The sequence below is a fragment of the Eubacterium sp. MSJ-33 genome, assembly GCF_022174665.1.
GTDB lineage: Bacteria > Bacillota > Clostridia > Lachnospirales > Lachnospiraceae > Coprococcus_C.
In genome coordinates this window covers 294,077-311,911 of the sequence record NZ_CP076562.1, presented here as the reverse complement: position 1 = coordinate 311,911, position 17,835 = coordinate 294,077, and the positions used below count along the sequence as shown (strand labels likewise).

At 39.8% G+C, this 17,835-nt stretch carries 16 protein-coding genes; 2 read left to right on the top strand and 14 right to left on the bottom strand.

From position 1 onward, the window contains the following. Nucleotides 1-151 precede the first annotated feature (151 nt). The 4 genes from KP625_RS01390 to KP625_RS13635 are packed head-to-tail and all read right to left on the bottom strand — an operon-like array spanning nt 152 to nt 2,071. On the bottom strand, nt 152-1,120 hold the full coding sequence (locus KP625_RS01390) for a carbohydrate kinase family protein (RefSeq protein ID WP_238298871.1): 969 nt from the start codon (nt 1,118-1,120) through the stop codon (nt 152-154). Between the two features lie 57 nt (nt 1,121-1,177). Further along, nucleotides 1,178-1,618, bottom strand: a complete 441-nt coding sequence (locus tag KP625_RS01385) for an AGE family epimerase/isomerase (protein WP_238298869.1) — start codon at nt 1,616-1,618, stop codon at nt 1,178-1,180. Between the two features lie 26 nt (nt 1,619-1,644). Next, nucleotides 1,645-1,914, bottom strand: a complete 270-nt coding sequence (locus KP625_RS13640) for a glycoside hydrolase family 2 protein (RefSeq protein WP_370641384.1) — start codon at nt 1,912-1,914, stop codon at nt 1,645-1,647. Further along, nucleotides 1,874-2,071, bottom strand: a complete 198-nt coding sequence (locus KP625_RS13635) for a hypothetical protein (RefSeq protein ID WP_370641383.1) — start codon at nt 2,069-2,071, stop codon at nt 1,874-1,876. The genes KP625_RS13640 and KP625_RS13635 overlap by 41 nt, the downstream gene beginning before the upstream one ends. An 82-nt stretch (nt 2,072-2,153) precedes the next feature. Between KP625_RS13635 and KP625_RS01375 the strand changes: the two genes are divergently transcribed. After that, entirely contained in the window at nt 2,154-2,393 is a 240-nt protein-coding gene (locus KP625_RS01375; RefSeq protein ID WP_238298867.1) for a helix-turn-helix transcriptional regulator, read from the top strand. Nucleotides 2,394-2,434: 41 nt separating this feature from the next. Here KP625_RS01375 and KP625_RS01370 read toward each other — a convergent pair whose 3' ends face one another. Beyond that, nucleotides 2,435-3,790 carry a X2-like carbohydrate binding domain-containing protein gene (locus KP625_RS01370; protein WP_238298865.1) on the bottom strand — a complete coding sequence of 452 codons (1,356 nt, stop codon included), beginning with the start codon at nt 3,788-3,790 and terminating at the stop codon, nt 2,435-2,437. A gap of 205 nt (nt 3,791-3,995) precedes the next feature. Between KP625_RS01370 and KP625_RS01365 the strand changes: the two genes are divergently transcribed. Further along, on the top strand, nt 3,996-5,762 hold the full coding sequence (locus KP625_RS01365; protein WP_238298864.1) for a hypothetical protein: 1,767 nt from the start codon (nt 3,996-3,998) through the stop codon (nt 5,760-5,762). Nucleotides 5,763-5,801: 39 nt separating this feature from the next. Here the strand turns inward: KP625_RS01365 and KP625_RS01360 are convergent, their stop codons facing one another. From KP625_RS01360 to KP625_RS01320, 9 genes are all read right to left on the bottom strand, one after another. After that, nucleotides 5,802-8,105 (bottom strand): DEAD/DEAH box helicase, encoded by a 2,304-nt coding sequence (locus KP625_RS01360; protein WP_238298862.1) that lies wholly within the window; start codon nt 8,103-8,105, stop codon nt 5,802-5,804. A gap of 93 nt (nt 8,106-8,198) precedes the next feature. Continuing rightward, complete coding sequence (locus KP625_RS01355) at nt 8,199-9,080, bottom strand: helix-turn-helix domain-containing protein (protein WP_238298860.1); 882 nt, start codon at nt 9,078-9,080, stop codon at nt 8,199-8,201. Nucleotides 9,081-9,424: 344 nt separating this feature from the next. Then, nucleotides 9,425-9,925 (bottom strand): hypothetical protein, encoded by a 501-nt coding sequence (locus tag KP625_RS01350; RefSeq protein WP_178017224.1) that lies wholly within the window; start codon nt 9,923-9,925, stop codon nt 9,425-9,427. 139 nt (nt 9,926-10,064) lie between these two features. Beyond that, entirely contained in the window at nt 10,065-10,802 is a 738-nt protein-coding gene (locus KP625_RS01345; RefSeq protein WP_238298857.1) for an ORF6N domain-containing protein, read from the bottom strand. Between the two features lie 182 nt (nt 10,803-10,984). Next, nucleotides 10,985-11,461 (bottom strand): GNAT family N-acetyltransferase, encoded by a 477-nt coding sequence (locus KP625_RS01340; protein WP_178920753.1) that lies wholly within the window; start codon nt 11,459-11,461, stop codon nt 10,985-10,987. A gap of 821 nt (nt 11,462-12,282) precedes the next feature. Next, nucleotides 12,283-13,806 (bottom strand): ribosomal protection-like ABC-F family protein, encoded by a 1,524-nt coding sequence (gene abc-f / locus KP625_RS01335; RefSeq protein ID WP_238298855.1) that lies wholly within the window; start codon nt 13,804-13,806, stop codon nt 12,283-12,285. 576 nt (nt 13,807-14,382) lie between these two features. Further along, complete coding sequence (locus KP625_RS01330) at nt 14,383-16,356, bottom strand: recombinase family protein (protein ID WP_238298853.1); 1,974 nt, start codon at nt 16,354-16,356, stop codon at nt 14,383-14,385. 4 nt (nt 16,357-16,360) lie between these two features. Further along, nucleotides 16,361-16,603 (bottom strand): hypothetical protein, encoded by a 243-nt coding sequence (locus KP625_RS01325; RefSeq protein WP_176931029.1) that lies wholly within the window; start codon nt 16,601-16,603, stop codon nt 16,361-16,363. 32 nt (nt 16,604-16,635) lie between these two features. Beyond that, nucleotides 16,636-17,832, bottom strand: coding sequence for a VirD4-like conjugal transfer protein, CD1115 family (locus KP625_RS01320; protein WP_238298851.1), 1,197 nt, complete (start codon nt 17,830-17,832; stop codon nt 16,636-16,638). Nucleotides 17,833-17,835 lie beyond the last annotated feature (3 nt).

Below are 17,835 nucleotides of genomic sequence, written 5' to 3'. Positions count from 1 at the left end.
CACCCTGTGCGGGAGGTTTGTCGTGATTGTCTGCAAACCTCCCGGTTATGCCACAATCTCCATTTCATTGTACTTTTTCAAACAGCACACTCCTTAAATAAAATGATATACTTATATTACCACAAATATGTAGACATTAGAATGCATTTCATCAAATATATGCAATGCATAATTTATCCATAATCTCATCCTTTGTCGGCATCACCTTCAATGCCCCTTTTCTGGTTGTGATGATCGATGCTGCCATAGCCGCAAATCTCTGCATCTGATACAGATCATCCTTCGATAAATCCTCGATTCCATGTTCCAATACATAATTCAGCACGCATGCCATAAACGTATCTCCGGCACCGGTTGTCTCTATCGTATCCGGACGAAGCACCGCATCGCTTGCGACCTGCATATCTTTGTAGATTGCGATACTTCCCTGCTTCCCACAGGTTACGCACATAAGCTTCGGCTGGTACATCTCCCGAAATACCGGAATTGCCGCTTCCACGGTATCCTTTCCTGTAATAAATGTAATCTCATCATCCGAGATTTTCAGGATATCGCAGATTTCACATCCGTACCGCATCATCTCCTTTGCTGTCTCTTCCTTTTTCCATAAAAGCGGTCGGTAGTTTGGATCAAATGAAATCAACAAACCATGTGATTTTGCATAATCCACCGCTTTTATTGTTGCAGCCCGCACTCCATCATGCGTCATTGACAGGGTTCCAAAATGAAAGATTTTTGCATCCGCAATCTGACTGTAATCAATTTCTGATTCCGATAACATCATATCAGCCCCCGGCTCACGATAAAAAGAAAAACTACGATCCCCATCTGTTGCCGTATGTACAAATGCCAGCGTTGTCGGAACTGTTGCATCTTGTATCAGGTTCGTCACGTCAATACCTACCTGACAGACGGTATCCTTTAAATAATCGCCAAATGCGTCTTTTCCTACTTTACCAATAAATGCCGTTTTCTTACCAAGATTCTGAAGCATCGCCAACACATTACACGGTGCACCACCCGGATTTGCTTCTAACAACGGATTCCCGTATGCACTAAATCCATTTTCTGTGAAATCTATCAATAATTCACCCAACGCAATAACATCTAAACTCTTCATTCCAATCCTCCATCTTTTTTCTCCTTTATTGCACACGCAATAGACAGGTCCACACGGTTATATGATATCAACGTTGCCTGGAACGCATGATATAAATCTGATTTTCCGGGCCAGAATCGCGGACGATGCTGCTAATATCTCAAATGCATGTGCATAACATTGTTTGTTCGGCAATATTTTTCCATCACTTGTAATACCACTATACCACCCGCCAAACTCTTTGTCACGCAATTCCCCCGTAAGTCCTTTCAACGCTTTTCCGACTAATTTATCACTATCCGGATATCCAAGCATACACCCCATACTATACACATGTGCCATACGACAGGTAATCCAAGTCTCGCGCGGGCGGTCTACGCAGGGTGTACCATCATCTCCAAGGTAATAAGCACTTCCTGCCGGAGATGCGAAATGCTTTCCAAACTCCAACAGGCTCTGCGTCATATCTTTCATAAATTTTTTATTTTCCTGTGTATCAATTCTGTATTTTGCATCCATTATTTTTTCCTCCAATTTCAATTATACTAGATATCATAAACGCTACGCAATCTTATATGATCTATATTTTCCTGAATTACTTTCACTGTTTTACTACCTGCGTTTAAATCAAAGTAATTATCCGACAGAATTAAATCTTCATTATCATTTAATATTTCAATGCTCTTCGCATAGTTGTCTGCATATACTGTAATCTCATTTCCATCCACACACGCGCGTAGATTCGGATTCTCATATCGGAAATACTTCGGAAATTCAAACGGAAGCCGTACTAACTCCTGTCCGCTGTTTATCATTCCTCCGAAAATGTTCGACTCCATATCGTATCGCATCTGCCTGCAAAAGCTGTGATGCGTAAATCACAGTTTCAAAATTAGTTGGATAACGATAAGTCTGCTGCATGTAATTCATGATTTTTCCATTTGCCGAACCATTTCTCTGATGTCTCTCCATAATATAAGAAAAAATATTCATATCCCGTTCATCATCGGTAAAAGTTTCAATCGTTTTCCTGGAAGTACAGGCTCTTGCAGACATGTGCCATCTGAGTTATTCCCATTTTGCAAAGCTTTTCCGTGAAAACTACGGTCGCTCCTGCAAGGAATATATCGAATATATCCGAATGAATAAAGCGCAGGATTTGCTCTTAAACTCCGATTTTGATATCAACTATATCGCACAGGAAACCGGATTTTACGATTGCAGCCATTTCATACGCCAATATAAGAAATGGAGAGACATCACACCGAAGCAGGAACGAAAGAATGCATATTAAAAATCCGGTGGCAGATACGCCTCCGGATTTTCAACAAGCAACTACTTCTTCTTTTTATAAATCACACTTCCCGCGGCACTCACAGAAGCAACACCCAGCAATAGCCATACAAACGGATTGCTTTCATCCCCTGTTTTTGGGCTTTTCAGAGTTGTCTGGTCAACAGGCTTGCTTGGGTCTGGTGTTTTGACAGCTGTTTCCGGTGGTGTCACATCCGCCTGCTTCGCTGCTGCTTTTACTGCAAATTTTGTACTGCATTCACCATCCACATAGATAAATGTCAGTGTATGGGCTCCCTCAGACAACGTTTGCAGATACTCCGGTTTCAGTGTAACGATCGTTGACCCGGAAACTGCTGTATAATTCTTCGCATCAACCGGTGTGCCATCGACTTTAACGCCTGTAAACTTTGAAAAATCTCCATTTGCACGCACCTTCAGCGTTCCATCTGTATTCTGTGTCCAGGAGCCATTTGCGCCTTCAATGACTTCATATTGTGCAGAAGTTTCCACTGGCGTCATCGTTAATCCTATAATCATCCATAACGTATGCATCTCGTCCGGATTTTCCAGCTCCGTATCCCCTTCACGTAAATGATAGGTGTATTCTGTGCCATTTATCTTTAATTTCGTATCTGACGTGAAGCAATATCCTTCCGCCGCCTTGAAATATGCACCATATTCATACTTCTTTCCGGCTTCAAATTCTGTGATATGCTCAGTAAAGCTTTTATCCCAGAATTCCGCGGAATTCACGCCTGCATCTCCACAAAGCCACCATTCACACTGATAAATATATGGTACTCCATCCGGTACTTTCCCTGTAAATACCGGCTTATCCCCGGCCTTAAAACTAACCGTTGCACCATTAAGCTCAATCAGATCAATCTTCTTTAGCTGTACCGGTTTTGATGGCTCAATGAAATTAATTGCAACAACAAACATCGTTGATCCACTGACCTTTACATTTTTTGCATTGACAAAACTGTCATTTACCATCATAGTACAATCCGATGCAAATTTATAACCATCCTTTGCTTTCAGAGATATACTATACATGTAGGATTTGCCTTCCTCAAAGCTTGTAATCTTTTTATCTTCTGCAAGTGCGTTGTTTTTTGATTCATCGGAATACCAGAATGCTGTCGGTTCCAACCTTTGTTCCGTCTGTTCCATGCATTCCCAACACTCATATTCGATGTCATACATATCGCAAAACGGATCCATTTTAGTGGCAGATGCTTTTGGAACATCTCCCGGCTGATAGTTGAACCAGACATTCTCGATATCGACATCTGTGATTTCTGTCCCCTCCTCTGCATAGATTGTACACGGCAGCAACATAACAAGTGTTAGAAACACTGCGAAAAAACGCATAATTTGTTTCATCTTTTCCATAAAAGCAACCTCCCTTTCCTTTATTTTCTGTATTATAACAATCCTTTTTTGACTTGTGTCTATTCTTACCGGGTTGTCAATGACTATACGGAAAGATGCGGTTGTAATCTTTTGTTTTTATTGTTATTGTATAGTATATCGTACCTATAGAATCAATATCAAACAGCCATTTACAAACAGCTGACACATAAAAGGAGAGAATAACATGACTTTTAATGAGAAACTGGCAGAATATATGGATACTCTGGATTGTACTGCAAAGATGCTGTCCGAAAGCTCCGGGCTTTCTGCCGCAACGCTCAGCCGCTACCGCTCCGGTGAACGGACTCCGGATGCAGGTTCGGAAAACCTGTCCTGTCTCGTCAAAGGCATCGTGCAGCTGGCAGAAGGAAAAGGAATATCCGGACTGACGATCCAGACAGTCACGGACGACTTTGCTCCATATGTAAAAAACAAAAATACCGGCATGGAAAACCTGCAGAAAAATCTGGATACCCTGTTCACAGTTCTCTCCGTCAACATCTCCGGACTTGCCCGGTCACTCAACTACGATGCTTCTTATATATCAAGAATTCGGAACGGACAACGACAGCCGGCTAACCCCCAGCAATTGATTACAGGCATATCACACTTTGTAGTACGCCACTATCAGGAAGACTCCCAAAAGTCATTAATTGCTGAAATACTTGGATGCAGTCCGGAAGATCTTGCCAATCCGGGCAATTACCAGACGCTCCTTTGCAACTGGCTGGCAAATGGTACAAATCATTCCAAAGATCAGATTACAAGCTTTCTGGAAAAGCTTGATGAATTCAATCTGGATGAATACATCTGTGCGATTCATTTTGACGAATTGAAAGTGCCGTCTGTTCCATTCCAGCTCCCAACATCCAAAAACTATTTTGGCTTACAGGAAATGATGGACAGTGAGCTTGCATTTTTAAAAGCAACGGTTCTGTCCAAATCCATGGAACCCGTCACGATGTACAGCGATATGCCAATCAGCGAAATGGCAAAAGATCCGGAATTTCCAAAAAAATGGATGTTCGGTATGGGAATGATGATTAAGAAAGGACTTCATCTGAACCAGATTCATAATATCGACCGTTCTTTTGACGAAATGATGCTTGGCCTGGAAAGCTGGATTCCAATGTACATGTCCGGTCAAATTTCTCCTTATTACCTGAAGAATACACAGGGTACTGTCTTTTCCAACCTATTAAAGGTATCCGGCAGCGCAGCATTAACAGGCGAAGCCATCAACGGTTATCATGCTGAAGGAAGGTATTATCTGACCAATAATAAAAATGAAGTTGCCTATTACAAAAAGCGCGCCGAAAGGCTCTTATCAAAGGCAGCACCACTCATGGAAATCTATCGTGCTGATCGTGCACAGGCATACAACTTCTTTCTGAATGAAGACACAAAAAAAGAAGGCGCAAGATATTATATTTTATATGCCCTGTCGTTACATACGTTAAGTGAAGATCTGCTTGACCGTATTTTATGCCACAATCAGATTCCTCAAGTGGAACAGGAACAAATCCGGCAATACGTCTCCGATCAGAAAGCTATGGCAAATATCATTTTATCGCATAACTCCATCACCGAAGAGATTCCTGTTCTGTCCAGAGAGGAATTTGAGCAGTCACCAATGGTTCTCCCACTTTCCGGCTTATTCTATGAAAAGGAGATTCTTTACCGTTGGGAGGATTATACAGAACACTTACAACTGGTTCACGAATACCGGAAGCATAATTCTAACTATCATATTGTTGAAAATACAGCTTCTGCCTTTCGCAACGTCCAGATCTACATTCATGAAGGAAAATGGGTACTTGTATCCAAAAACAAAACACCCGCGATTCATTTTCTGATCCGGCATCCGAAGATGCGGCACGCCTTTGAAAATATGGTAATCCCAATCAGGGACGCTTCTTCTGTCTCGAAGAGTGTCCCACTGTCACAATAAAAAGGGAGCGATACCAAAAGATATCGCTCCCTTAACTTTCTACTTTCTTCCTGTTACCTTCCGCCGCATACTGCAGCGTGCTTCCTGATTCGCATAGGCAACCTTCTGTGCCTCCTGCAGCAAAACATTACCCTGTCCTGCCCGCGTATAAACACAATCATACGCGCCAATATATGGACGCATGCAATCAGCAAACTGCTCCGCCTGTTCCTTCTTCGCCGAAAAACAATCCGGCACTGCAAAGAAACGGTCATTGCTTCTTTGTCTTCCATGCTTGACTAAGATGTATTTCTGATTCTCAACCGGTGCAAAAAACTCATTCACACACCGGGAAAAAAGCGCGCCATCTCTCCCGCTTCCGCCCTGCAGATATACGACATGTTTATACGCCTCCGGCGTCTCCGTCACAACCGTACTGTCCGGCATATCCAAAAGCTTCTGCTTCTCCAGTGCCTTCCGGATTCCCTTGCCAAATGTCTTCAACCGTTCGTACGGACTTCCAAGCATAAACATCTTCGGGAAGCAGTATGAAAGCATCCCCAGTCCCGCCAACGTAAATATTCCGGCTAGCGTTCCAAGCCACGCACTCCCGGTTTTCGCACCTGTCTGCGCCGCCATATACCACGCAGCACACAACAGGAATATCGAGAATATCATCTTTACTACCGCATCATGAAACGCCGCCCTTGGCACCGCTTTATCCCGCACCTTCACCTCTGTCACGACCTCCATCTTCGGATAGATCGTAAGCGAACGGCTCCAGCGCTCCCGTAAGCGGCTCCGCTCCTTAGATAAGGCAAGCATTGTGGCATTCATGTTCGCGACATTCGCCTTTGTAAATGGTTTCTGTATGATCGACAGCCGCGCAAGCCCATTTTCAATCACATCCTCCGTGTAGTGCAGACCTAAGAAATGTTCCATTCGTCTGGTGAGCATCCGGTAATCCTCGCTCGTCTCCGGTTTCGTCCCGAAAGAACTCTCATACCACGGTTTTAAGCATACCAGATGCCAGATATTGCTTGTCTTATCCGGTTCCCTGTCCCATGTGCGGATGGCTCTGCCACGCATCTGGTTACTGAGCATAAACGAACCAACGGTACTTGCAAGAATCAGGGAATTGATGCACGGGGAATCCCAGCCTTCGCCAAGCAACGATTTTGTACCGATCAACACCTGAATATATCCATCTGCAAATAACTGTGTCACCGCTGGTATCAGGAAATGCGAGTCACCAACTGTGGATACCTTTACATACTCAGTCTCCGGCAGACTTCCAAGCTTCGAGAATGTTACCGTGCCTGCATCACCCACAGTTTTTATTAGCGTATCCTTCGCCTCGGCGGGTATCACAATAATGCTTCCACATAACACACCAAGTCGCATGTCCGACCACATATCCTGCGCATCCCGTCGAAGATTCTCAAAGAGTGGCAGCACCCCGAGCAGATTCACATCTGCTTCCCGGTTACCGATTGATTTTTCATGTTCCTTCCGTATGTAATCCGTAAGGATCAGCATATGCAGCCTTCCATGAAGTGATGCATATTCATGCTGTGTAATCTGGCGGATGCTTTCAATCTTCCCAAGGGAATTCGTCAGATGCTTCTCTATCTTCGGATCTAACTCCTCACAGTCCGGATGTGCCTGCATATACCGTATCACTTCCGCTTCTTCCTGTTTCGTCGGATAATTGAAATACACATAATCCTGATGCGGACAGAGACTTCCCTCCTTCACCAGCTCCGGCGTCGTGATCTCCTCATCAATCTCGCCGCACATCGCGATATAGCGGTTCCACATGGCAGGTGTCGAATCATATGGCGGTGTCGCTGTAAGTGCGATTGTTGTCACATCGATCAGCTTCTCCTTCAAGCTTTCCAGAGATTTCCACCACTCGCTTCGCAGATGATGGCATTCGTCGAGACAAAGTGTATCTACCTTTGCATCCTGCAAGACCTGAAACAGGGAAAATCCCTGATAATCTTCCTCTCCATCCTGTATCTGCGTCATAGCACTGTGCAGTGCCTGATATGTAGTCACTGTGATCGCCCGCGGTTCTTTCAGACTCTGTGACAAATATGCATCAGCGTCCACACCATCACACAAAAATGCTTCTTTGATCCGCGCGATCCACTGCTCCCGGATCGTAATGGTCGGCACAAGCACGAGCGCCGTTCCCTGCAGCCTGCGTATCAGTTCAATTCCAAGCGTAGTCTTTCCCGAACCCGGAGCCGCCACGATATGGATCTTGCCATCCCGCACATAATGCTCCGCCCGATCCAGCACTCGTGCCTGATACACACGCCATGTTCCTTTAAATTGTAAAATGTTTTCGTAGTTCATGATTGGTTATTCACTTCTAAAAATATAATTGACAATTTGATATTTATATAGTAAACTTCAACAAAAGAAACGAAGTTTTCTACCGTACAGTTTTTACTCAAGCGGCGTGCTCGTTTCTTTTTTTATTTGAATTATATCATATAAAAATAATTGTTTTTTCTCATTACATCGAATTAACAATCTTGCTCGGAAAATATTATATCTTTCTATTTCTCCGCTTTCATCATAGATTGGAATTCCAAATCTTGTATCATACCGATACCATCCGTTTTTGGCTTTATTACCATGCCGTCCTTCATAATCCGGATATTCAATTTTATTGTCGGCAATTGATATCAGTTCACCTATAGCTGTAATTGCATTAGCCTTTGCTTTTTCATTAGCGCCTTTTATAGCTTTTGTATATTTAGAATGTGTGTACTCGTCTGGAAAATCTGTTCCAATATACACTTTTTCAGCAGTCTGGTATATTTCATAAAATTCTCCAATATATTGTCTTAATATTTTCTCTATCTCATCCCAATCAATATTTCTTCTTGATTTAAAACGAATATCATTTATAAGAACAATATTTTTCCCATCCACATCCTGAATAATTGAAATATTTCTTTTATCCTTTGACACTTTCTCCTGCTCCGTAAAATTATCACGTATAGATAATAATCTGAAATATTGGAATACCTTGTTTTTTATATCTTCGGATGCATTTGATATTTCTTCTATTATTATCATCTCACTGGCATTATCTGTCTTTACTAATACCTTGTTATTTCTATCATCTTCATTACACAACAAATCCACCAATGATACATCAAGAGCTTTGCAAATAGGAACTAATTTATCTGATTGCGGATTAATCTTTTTCTTTCGCCAATCACTAATTGTGCTAGTTGCAATCCCTGTTCGTTTCGATAGTTCTGTTTGGCTCATATGCAATTCTTCTAGCCTTGAAAAAATTTTTTCATATATTTCCATTTATTAGTCCCTTTTTTGTTTTTCCGATTTTTCGGATATTGTATCATAATCGAATATATACTACAAGCTATTCCACATTAATTACATAATCTCAATATCTATAATCTAAATTATATCATACAAATTCCAATTCGCAATTTTTAATCCTTATATCTATCCATATCCCCCATTTATGCATACTATGATAGTAACTATAACTCTGCAGGTTGATATGCAATGAACTGTTCAAATAACACATCCATCTGGATTCAATGGAGTGAAATCAATGTGAGTTATGCCGCACCTACCTCGTAATTAGCAATACTATAAAAGGGCTTCCTGACACCTCGGAAAGCCCTCTATCTTTATCTCGCTGACATCCACATTACCAAAAGTCCTACCGGCAGAGCAATCACTGCCTGACTGAACATTCCAATCACTGCATATTTGATATGATGCCAATAATCATGGTAGGCATCCACCAAATCCTCAGTTCCCGGAATTATCATTTTCTTGCTATGGCAAAACCACAAACAATCCACTACCAATGCATCAAACCACATCTCTGCTATCCACATGATATATCCATGAAACCATCCCTCGAAAAATGTGCGTGCACCGCCGATGAAATACGCCAATGCTGTCTGCAAAAATATGTATCCAATAAAAAATCCAATTTTTCCTATCGTAGCTTTCTTCGTAAGTTTCCCGGAACTTTCCTGAATCAATCCAAGCTCTCTGCATCGATCCTGTATCGCCTTTGGGTATTCCTGTATCATACCAAGCTTGCCCTTCTTCGCCATATTAATCCCACAAATTGTGAAAATAACAACATTAAAAATAACGATTTCTAATAAATAATTCATTTTGCCTCCTTAAATCACAATATCCTGATAACCAATATCATATATGAATTCATACCAGACGTAGTAATACTTCGCTATCTTAAGGTGTATTATACTAAAATGATGCAGATAATACTACAAATTTACATTATCTTTCACTCTATTGTGGTAAAATCAAAGTCGGATTTTTCAACAACGTGGCAATAACCGGGGCATATTTAAATATTCCATAATCTTCAACAATACTGGTTATTCGTGCCCCGGCATCTTTTGATGAAGCACCACATAAGAAAACCCTTTCATCATCATCTGAAACAAAGCTGTTCATCATATCAGCCAACTCAGATTTTGTTATCACATCTTTCAGCCCTTCTGCAACATCTGAAATCTGCTTTTCCAGAGATATCATATCTGAGTTGATTTTGTTAATTTCGATTCTGTTGTTAGCAGTTTCCATGCTTAACTGAAGAATTTCCCGCTGACCAATAAGATCTCGATTTTCTAATATGTAATCTTTCATTTTCTTAAAGGTTCTTACCAATGCAATACTTTGTCTTACCGCAAGTTTTCCTTTTAGTACAGTCATTAACATGTATACACCTTGTTCCGTAAAAACATAAGGATTGCTGCGGGATTTGCTACTTATATTTGCGGTCACAAATTGTGACCGCAAATATTCCACTTCATCATCAGATAATTGAAACATCATGTCATTTTGAAATCTTTCTATATTTCTTTTTACCTGCTGATTAAACGCCTTAAGTTCATATCCATATACTTCAGCCAAATCTGCATCTAATAAAACTTTGCATCCTCGAAACTCATACAATTTTTGTTTCATAAATTCTTCATTAATCTCAATTACTGCAATTTCATCTTTCTTTTTATCTTCTTCCATAAAGCTCCTCCATCCATTTTGCGGTCAAAAAAATTGTCCGCAATTCTGATATGAACATATTGTTGACATCAACAATATGTGTTATTATCGTGCTATTTTCAGTTAATCATTTCTTTTCCATATCAGACTTTCTCCGCATACATTGAACCATTTTACTATCCATTTTATTGCTTACCTATGTATTACCGAAACACGTACATCATAATATATTCTTCTTCGTTTTCATCAATAATCTCGAAGCCAACATTTTTGTACATCTTCACTGCATAGTTTGCTTTCTGTACTGCCAAGGAAGTTTTCTGATACCCTCTTTCTTTTAACTCTTCCAACATCCGTTTCATCAGCATAGTTCCAATCCCAAGACCTCGATACTCTCTATATAACGATATGGCAAAAGACGGAACACCATCTTCTACATGTCCATAATCATCCATATTACGAACCCAGACAGCACCGACTATCTTTTTGTCAACTTCAGCAACAAAACAAATATCTCCTTCCTGCTTGCCAAAATCCTGCACATAAATCTGTAATTCCGGTGCATTTATAATCTCTTTTGGCGGTGCATCTACACCTTCTGGAATGAAAATTGCTTCATACAGGAAATCATCTAGCAATGCTATTTCCTTGTTGTTCATATGCCTTATATTATAACTGATTTTATTATGAAAACCAATCAAAGTTCTAATTTGATTTACATCATATTCTTTAGCTGGAAGAATAACTGCATTTTTACCTATTATTTCTTTTACTATACGTAATTCTAACTCTTGCCTGTGTTTAAAATGACTGATCATATCCTCAAAAGCACTACATTCATGTTTCCTCCCATAGGGAGAGTTCACCAAATATTCTAACATCATCTGATACCATAACTCATTTCCATTCTCATCACAGCGTTCTTTTTGAATTATTTTAATATTCTCTTCCAACTTATCACTATAGAGATAAAATAATATAAACTTCTTTGCATCAATGCACCTAAATAAATTGCGATAGAACTCTATAATTTCTTCATCACTAAGCATATGAAACAAAATTAAATCCTCTATTACATTTTGAAAGAAAGAACATTCAAATAAATATCCTGTATCTGTAAAATTTTTAAACCTTGTTACTATAATTTCCTTTAGCTCCGCCAAAGTTTTTCGCCCATTATAGACTTCATAATTCTCCAAATCTTTATAAAATCCCGGAATATCCGTAATTATCCTAGTGTAAGTAATGATATAATTCTCTTGTTCCCTAACTGTATTTTTTATAATTTCATCCCTTATCGAATTGTATTTTTGCAAAACAGCCTCATATTCCTTCTTCGACATTAAAGCACACCAAGCCAATTCTATCGGAGAATAATCTCCTTCCCTACATACATGTAACTCAGGATTAAACTTCACAATATTATTTATCAGCGTGCTTTTTCCTGATCCTTGAATACCTTCAACAAATATATTTTTCATAAAGCAAATCTCCTTTCAAATTATAATTCAATTACCTTAGTTGCTATTTTTTCGCAAAATTTCCTGTCATGTTCAACAAATAGCATGGTTGGCTCATACTTTAAAATTAATCTTTCTAACTGCATCCGCGAAAAAATATCAATGTAATTTAATGGTTCATCCCAAATATAAAGGTGTGCCGGTGTAAGTAAACTAGTCGCCAACAAAACTTTCTTTTTCTGGCCTTCCGAGTAAGTTTCCATATTTTTAGTAAACTGCTCTCGTCCAAAATCAAGCTGCCGAAGTATGGTACAAAATAAACTCCTATCCAAATCATGCGTTTTACAATAATTTGTAACATTACCTTTAAGTCCGATTGTTTCCTGACCAACATATGAAATAACAAGACCACTTGCCACCTCACATAGTCCTTCTTCAATTATACAAACACCTATATTGGAATTACATTTTTCTAGGATTTTTCTAATAATTGTTGTCTTTCCACTTCCATTTTTCCCGGATAATACAACACGATCACCCTTTTTAATGTCAAAAGACAGCCCTTGAAACACTGGTTTATCTGAGTCTTTATATTGCAAACTATACTCTTTTACATTAACAAGACTATTTTTGTAATGAACAAGCTGAAACAACTTTAAATCTTTAGGATATTCTATATCTTCTAAAAGACCCTCCTTTTCCTCAATCTCTCTTTCAATTCGTTTTTCCATCTGCTTTACACGACTCTGCATCTTTTTTGTTTTGGCTCCTATAAAACTTCTTGTGCTTAAGCATCTGTCATGTTCTTTTATCGGATCAAATCCTATTTTGGTGCGTTCATTTTTATCTGCCCACTTAGCAACCTGTTCTGCCGCATGGTTCAACTTTTGAATCTCCTTTCGGTGTTTCTCATTTTGTGCTATCGCAAATATATCTTTACGTTGCTTATTCTCCCACCAGACCGAAAAATTACCATTTTGTACTTCGATACTGCAACGATTCAATACCAGACAATGATCTGTGCATGCATCCAACAAATCTCTGTCATGAGAAACCATTATAAAACCCTTTTTAGAAGCTAAATACACCTTCACACACTCCCTTGCATTTTGGTCAAGATGATTCGTCGGTTCATCAATTAATAAAAACTCATTTTCCTGTGAAAACAAAACTGCAAGTAATATCTTTGTACGCTCTCCGGGACTTAAGGTACAATAAGGTCTATACAAAATCTCTGAACTTTCCGATAGCTCTTCCAACTCACAAATTACTCTCCATATTTCACACCCTGGCTTCAAATCTTCCATAAATTCTGCCACAGGCATTTGTTTTTGGTATTCTGCAATTTCATAAGGAAAATAATCAAACTTCGTTGATGCACTTATGGAACCTGTAAACTGATATTTTCCAAGTAATAAATTTAAAAAAGTTGTCTTCCCTTTTCCATTTCTACCAATAAAACCTAGTTTCCAATTTGTATCAATCGAAAATGAAACATTCTCAAAAATATAATCAAAACTCCCTTCATATCCAAAGGTGAGATTATTTATACTAATTTGTGCCATATACATTCCTCCTCTCATGGTTACAATAAAAAAAGAACCATTCGTTGCCAAACAGTTCCATTACATACTATAACCTCATATGGTTCATCAAAAGAAGGAAATACACCCAACATTGTAATCATTTTTATGCACACAAAAAGAGAGGTTATGAGAATATAATCCACTTTTGGCAACACGACAAGTAGTATGGGCGATATCGCTCATACTGCATAAACATTCATGTAATCAAAAGTAAATTATCTTCTCATCTTTTCACCTCTCTCCTTAAGATAAAGCCATTCTAACACTCCGACTTTCCTTTGTCAACAAAGGAATATACTAATTCAACTCATTCCACACATCCACATAATCCTGCAATCCACCCGGACGCATTACAATACTTACGTAACTTGCTGGCTCTTTCCTCGCAAGTATGACAAGAATCCCCGCATCCTCTGGCTCATCAAATACGACCTGCTCCTCTGCCTAATCACAGTCAATTACAAGCTCCTTGCCCTCCATATCTGTCATAACAACAGCGTTCCTGCTGCCATCATACTGATACACTGTATAGTTTAATGCCATGTGCTCACCTCTCTAAATCATCCCAAAATGCTCCAGCGCATCTCTTATCGCTTTTTCCTTTTCTTCCGGACACTGAGGTTGTCTGCTATCTTCAGACTTAGGCAGGTTATAATTCTCCCCAACCTCTATTCCACATTTCCTTTTTACCTGTGAAATATACAGATTAGGCACCTTCAACCCGTGCTCTTTCAGCACATATTCCTTAATCTCCGCATAAGTCGCCTTACTCTCAGCCGAAGTCAAATCCAGCTCATCTAATTCAATTTCAACCTCAATTACATCATCCGGTTTTTGTTGGGACAAGAGAACAACCGTCTCCACGGACGGGGACTTTTCCCTCAAAGTTTCCATGGCATCATTACTTGCCAAAAATGTATACTTAATCTCTTTGATTGGATTACCGCCATCTTTCCACGTTTCCTTTGGATGTAAATATACCGCTGATATCATTGTTTCTATCAATCTACGCTGGTCTTCTTTATTCATTTTATCAAAGAACTTATCGAAAACCAACAGTAATTTATAAACATTCTCCTGTGTCAGGGCATCCTGTTCAACAGATGCTTTTTTCATCTCGCATCCCTCTATCTGGTCTTCAATGCTATAAATTTCTTCATAGATTTTATCAAGACGCTTGTTCATATCATTTCTTTTACGAGCCGCATTTTTATCGTCAGCAACGATATTATCAATGTCATGTTCAAGATTTGCTTTGCTGCGTTCCAGCTTCTTCAAGCTTTTTTTATAGCCTTCAATCTCTGCATCAATTTCTGACACATCCATCTTCTGACCGATTTGCTTTTTCACATCCTCTGCAAACTGTTCATTATTAACCAGCAGCTTTGTGTATTGTATAACCTCTTTCTCTATCCAGTCTGCTAATATCGTATTCTTCTTACACTGACCATTCTTTGCCTTTGCATAATGCCCGCACTGATATTTACGACGTACCCTGCGTTCGCCATTCTTATTTGTCCAAACGACAGTATCTGAGTACATGGCAGACCCACACATCGGACATTTTAATATACCCGATAGCAGATGTTTACTACTCCTTCCAACTGATGGATATCCTGTAGATGAAGTGGAGTTACGTTTTACTCTCGCCTGCTCAAATAACTCCTCACTTATAATCGGCTCATGTGCTATTTCATCACTCAAAATAAAATCATCCGTTTTTACCCTGCGGTATTCGTTCTCTGTTCCTTCTACCTTCTGTAATCGGGTACGCCCAAATGCAACCCTGCCGGTATAGACCGGATTATCCAACATTCGCTTGATTTGTTCTGAATTCCAATCCATAAAGGTCCTTCCATGTGAATTTCTTGATGGCATTTTGGGTATTCCCTGCTTGTTTAGATATCCCGCTATTGTAGAATATCCCATGCTGCCATTTACAAATTTATCAAAGATAAGTTCAACAATAGCTGCTTCTTCTTCCTTCCGTTCCAGCCTTCCATCTACAAGCTCATATCCGTAAGGTGCAAAGCCTCCGTTCCATCCACCCTGTTTAGCCTTTTCAGTTCTGCCAAGATAAGTCTGGGTAAGAATATTTTCCCTTTCCATCTCAGCGACAGCACCTAAAATAGTTATCATCATTTTACCCATGGAAGTGCTGGAATCCAACCCATCCTCCTTACAAATCAGATTCACTCCATACCTTTGGATAAATGTCAGGGAATTTAAAATATCCTTTGCATTTCGTCCAAATCTCGATAATTTAAACACAACAACAAAATCCGCATCCACACTTTTTGTTGCTATATCATCTAACATTCGTTGAAACACTTCTCGCCCGGATATTGATTTTCCACTTTTGCCCGGTTCAACATAGATATTTAATACCGTCATTCCTTCAAACTCAGCCCATTCTTTCAGGTACCGTTTCTGTCCTTCCAGACTGTAGCCCTGCACCTGTCGTTCTGAACTTACACGGATGTATATTACGCACTTCTTATTCTTACGGCTGCAAAACAATTCATCCATAAACTTATACCTCCATATCCGGTGCATACTTTTGTAACATTTCTGACATTGTACGAACCAGACAGTTATAATTTTGCTGATTGGATTTTTCCTCTAATTTTGTGCCTGTTTTTGGAAAACTTAAAGTTGTACAATTATGAAGCCTGGAATAGATACTTCCACTATTCTGTCTGCCTATCGTACTATAAAAAACATCTTCCTTTTGCAGAGACATATTTTTCTCAATTTTATCCTGACACACAAACATAACGTTCACTCCTTTCATCAAATCCTGTATGTTTAATAAACTGCCATCTTTTCAACCTTTCTTGGTTTGGCTCCTCTTTCAAATATATAAGCATCATGAAGCTCCATGTTTAAGACATTCTCAACTGGCTGATTTGCCTTGGTGCTGATATACTCTGCGGTGCTGATATCCTGACCGCCAAGATATACCATGTGGTCGCAACCATTTAATATGGTAACTGCCTGTGGCTTCGTATATAGTGTTTCCAACTGGCTGATGCTCTGCAAAATAATACTGACAGACAGGTTTCTGGAACGGATAACCGAAACGGTCTTTTCAAAATCCGGTATTACAACATTCGTTGCAAAATCGTCCAGAATGATTCGGACAGGCACCTGTAACCTTCCATCCGAATTCCTGTCTGCCTCCGCACACAGAGACCGGAACACCTGTGTGTAAAAGGCATTTACCAGCACATCAAATGTCCGGTCTGTATCACTGACATTGACAAACAGAGCTATCTTTCTCTGACCAAGTTCTTCCAACTTTAACGTGGTAGTTTTCCCATATAGGGTGCTTATTTCCGCAAAATCATACAGGGCTAAAGCCTTATTCAAATACTGTAAAATGCAGCACCATGTTTTCTTCGATGTAAACATAACCTCTCTGTAGGATTTGAACTTTCTGACTGCAAAACTGTCCGGTTCTTCCTCCTCCAAATGAATAAACATCGCCTCTATCATCTCGGTATCGTTTAACATTTTAGAAAGTCTTGTGACACTTACCATATTCTGCTCTTCTACCGGAAGTGCCTCCTTTACAAATGCAATCAGGCTTGCCAGTACCATTCTTGCAGATTCTTCCCAGAACGGGTCACGCTTGCATCTTGTCGGAATCATCATGCCCGCTATACTCATAATATCCTGCTCCTTCCATTTCCCTGTCTTAGGGTTGCTTCTGATATAAGCAAGGGGATTGTAGGGGCAGGATTTTTGAGGATTTACAAAGTCCAACACCCTGACTGTATAGCCTTTTGCTTCCAGTCCCCTGTGCAGATTCCGATACAGACTGTTCTTAGCATCAGCTATTATCATACTGTCGCTGTTTTGTCTGATGTTCGGAATGACATACCCGGTACTTTTCCCGGAGCCGGAGGCACCGATTATGACATCATTATTGTTTAACCGGGTTCTATGCATATCATTTGAAACACTGACTCCTTTTGCAAGAATTCTGTTACCTGCTTCCATATG

Coding starts and splice junctions, on each gene's coding strand:
- abc-f (WP_238298855.1), bottom strand. CDS start 13,806: ATGGCACAAATTAGTATAAATAATCTCACCTTTGGATATGAAGGGAGT.
- KP625_RS01365 (WP_238298864.1), top strand. CDS start 3,996: ATGACTTTTAATGAGAAACTGGCAGAATATATGGATACTCTGGATTGT.
- KP625_RS01345 (WP_238298857.1), bottom strand. CDS start 10,802: ATGGAAGAAGATAAAAAGAAAGATGAAATTGCAGTAATTGAGATTAAT.
- KP625_RS01325 (WP_176931029.1), bottom strand. CDS start 16,603: ATGTTTGTGTGTCAGGATAAAATTGAGAAAAATATGTCTCTGCAAAAG.
- KP625_RS01355 (WP_238298860.1), bottom strand. CDS start 9,080: ATGGAAATATATGAAAAAATTTTTTCAAGGCTAGAAGAATTGCATATG.
- KP625_RS01375 (WP_238298867.1), top strand. CDS start 2,154: ATGTGCCATCTGAGTTATTCCCATTTTGCAAAGCTTTTCCGTGAAAAC.
- KP625_RS01370 (WP_238298865.1), bottom strand. CDS start 3,790: ATGGAAAAGATGAAACAAATTATGCGTTTTTTCGCAGTGTTTCTAACA.
- KP625_RS13640 (WP_370641384.1), bottom strand. CDS start 1,914: ATGATAAACAGCGGACAGGAGTTAGTACGGCTTCCGTTTGAATTTCCG.
- KP625_RS01385 (WP_238298869.1), bottom strand. CDS start 1,618: ATGGATGCAAAATACAGAATTGATACACAGGAAAATAAAAAATTTATG.
- KP625_RS01330 (WP_238298853.1), bottom strand. CDS start 16,356: ATGGATGAATTGTTTTGCAGCCGTAAGAATAAGAAGTGCGTAATATAC.
- KP625_RS13635 (WP_370641383.1), bottom strand. CDS start 2,071: ATGGAGAGACATCAGAGAAATGGTTCGGCAAATGGAAAAATCATGAAT.
- KP625_RS01360 (WP_238298862.1), bottom strand. CDS start 8,105: ATGAACTACGAAAACATTTTACAATTTAAAGGAACATGGCGTGTGTAT.
- KP625_RS01390 (WP_238298871.1), bottom strand. CDS start 1,120: ATGAAGAGTTTAGATGTTATTGCGTTGGGTGAATTATTGATAGATTTC.
- KP625_RS01350 (WP_178017224.1), bottom strand. CDS start 9,925: ATGAATTATTTATTAGAAATCGTTATTTTTAATGTTGTTATTTTCACA.
- KP625_RS01320 (WP_238298851.1), bottom strand. CDS start 17,832: ATGGAAGCAGGTAACAGAATTCTTGCAAAAGGAGTCAGTGTTTCAAAT.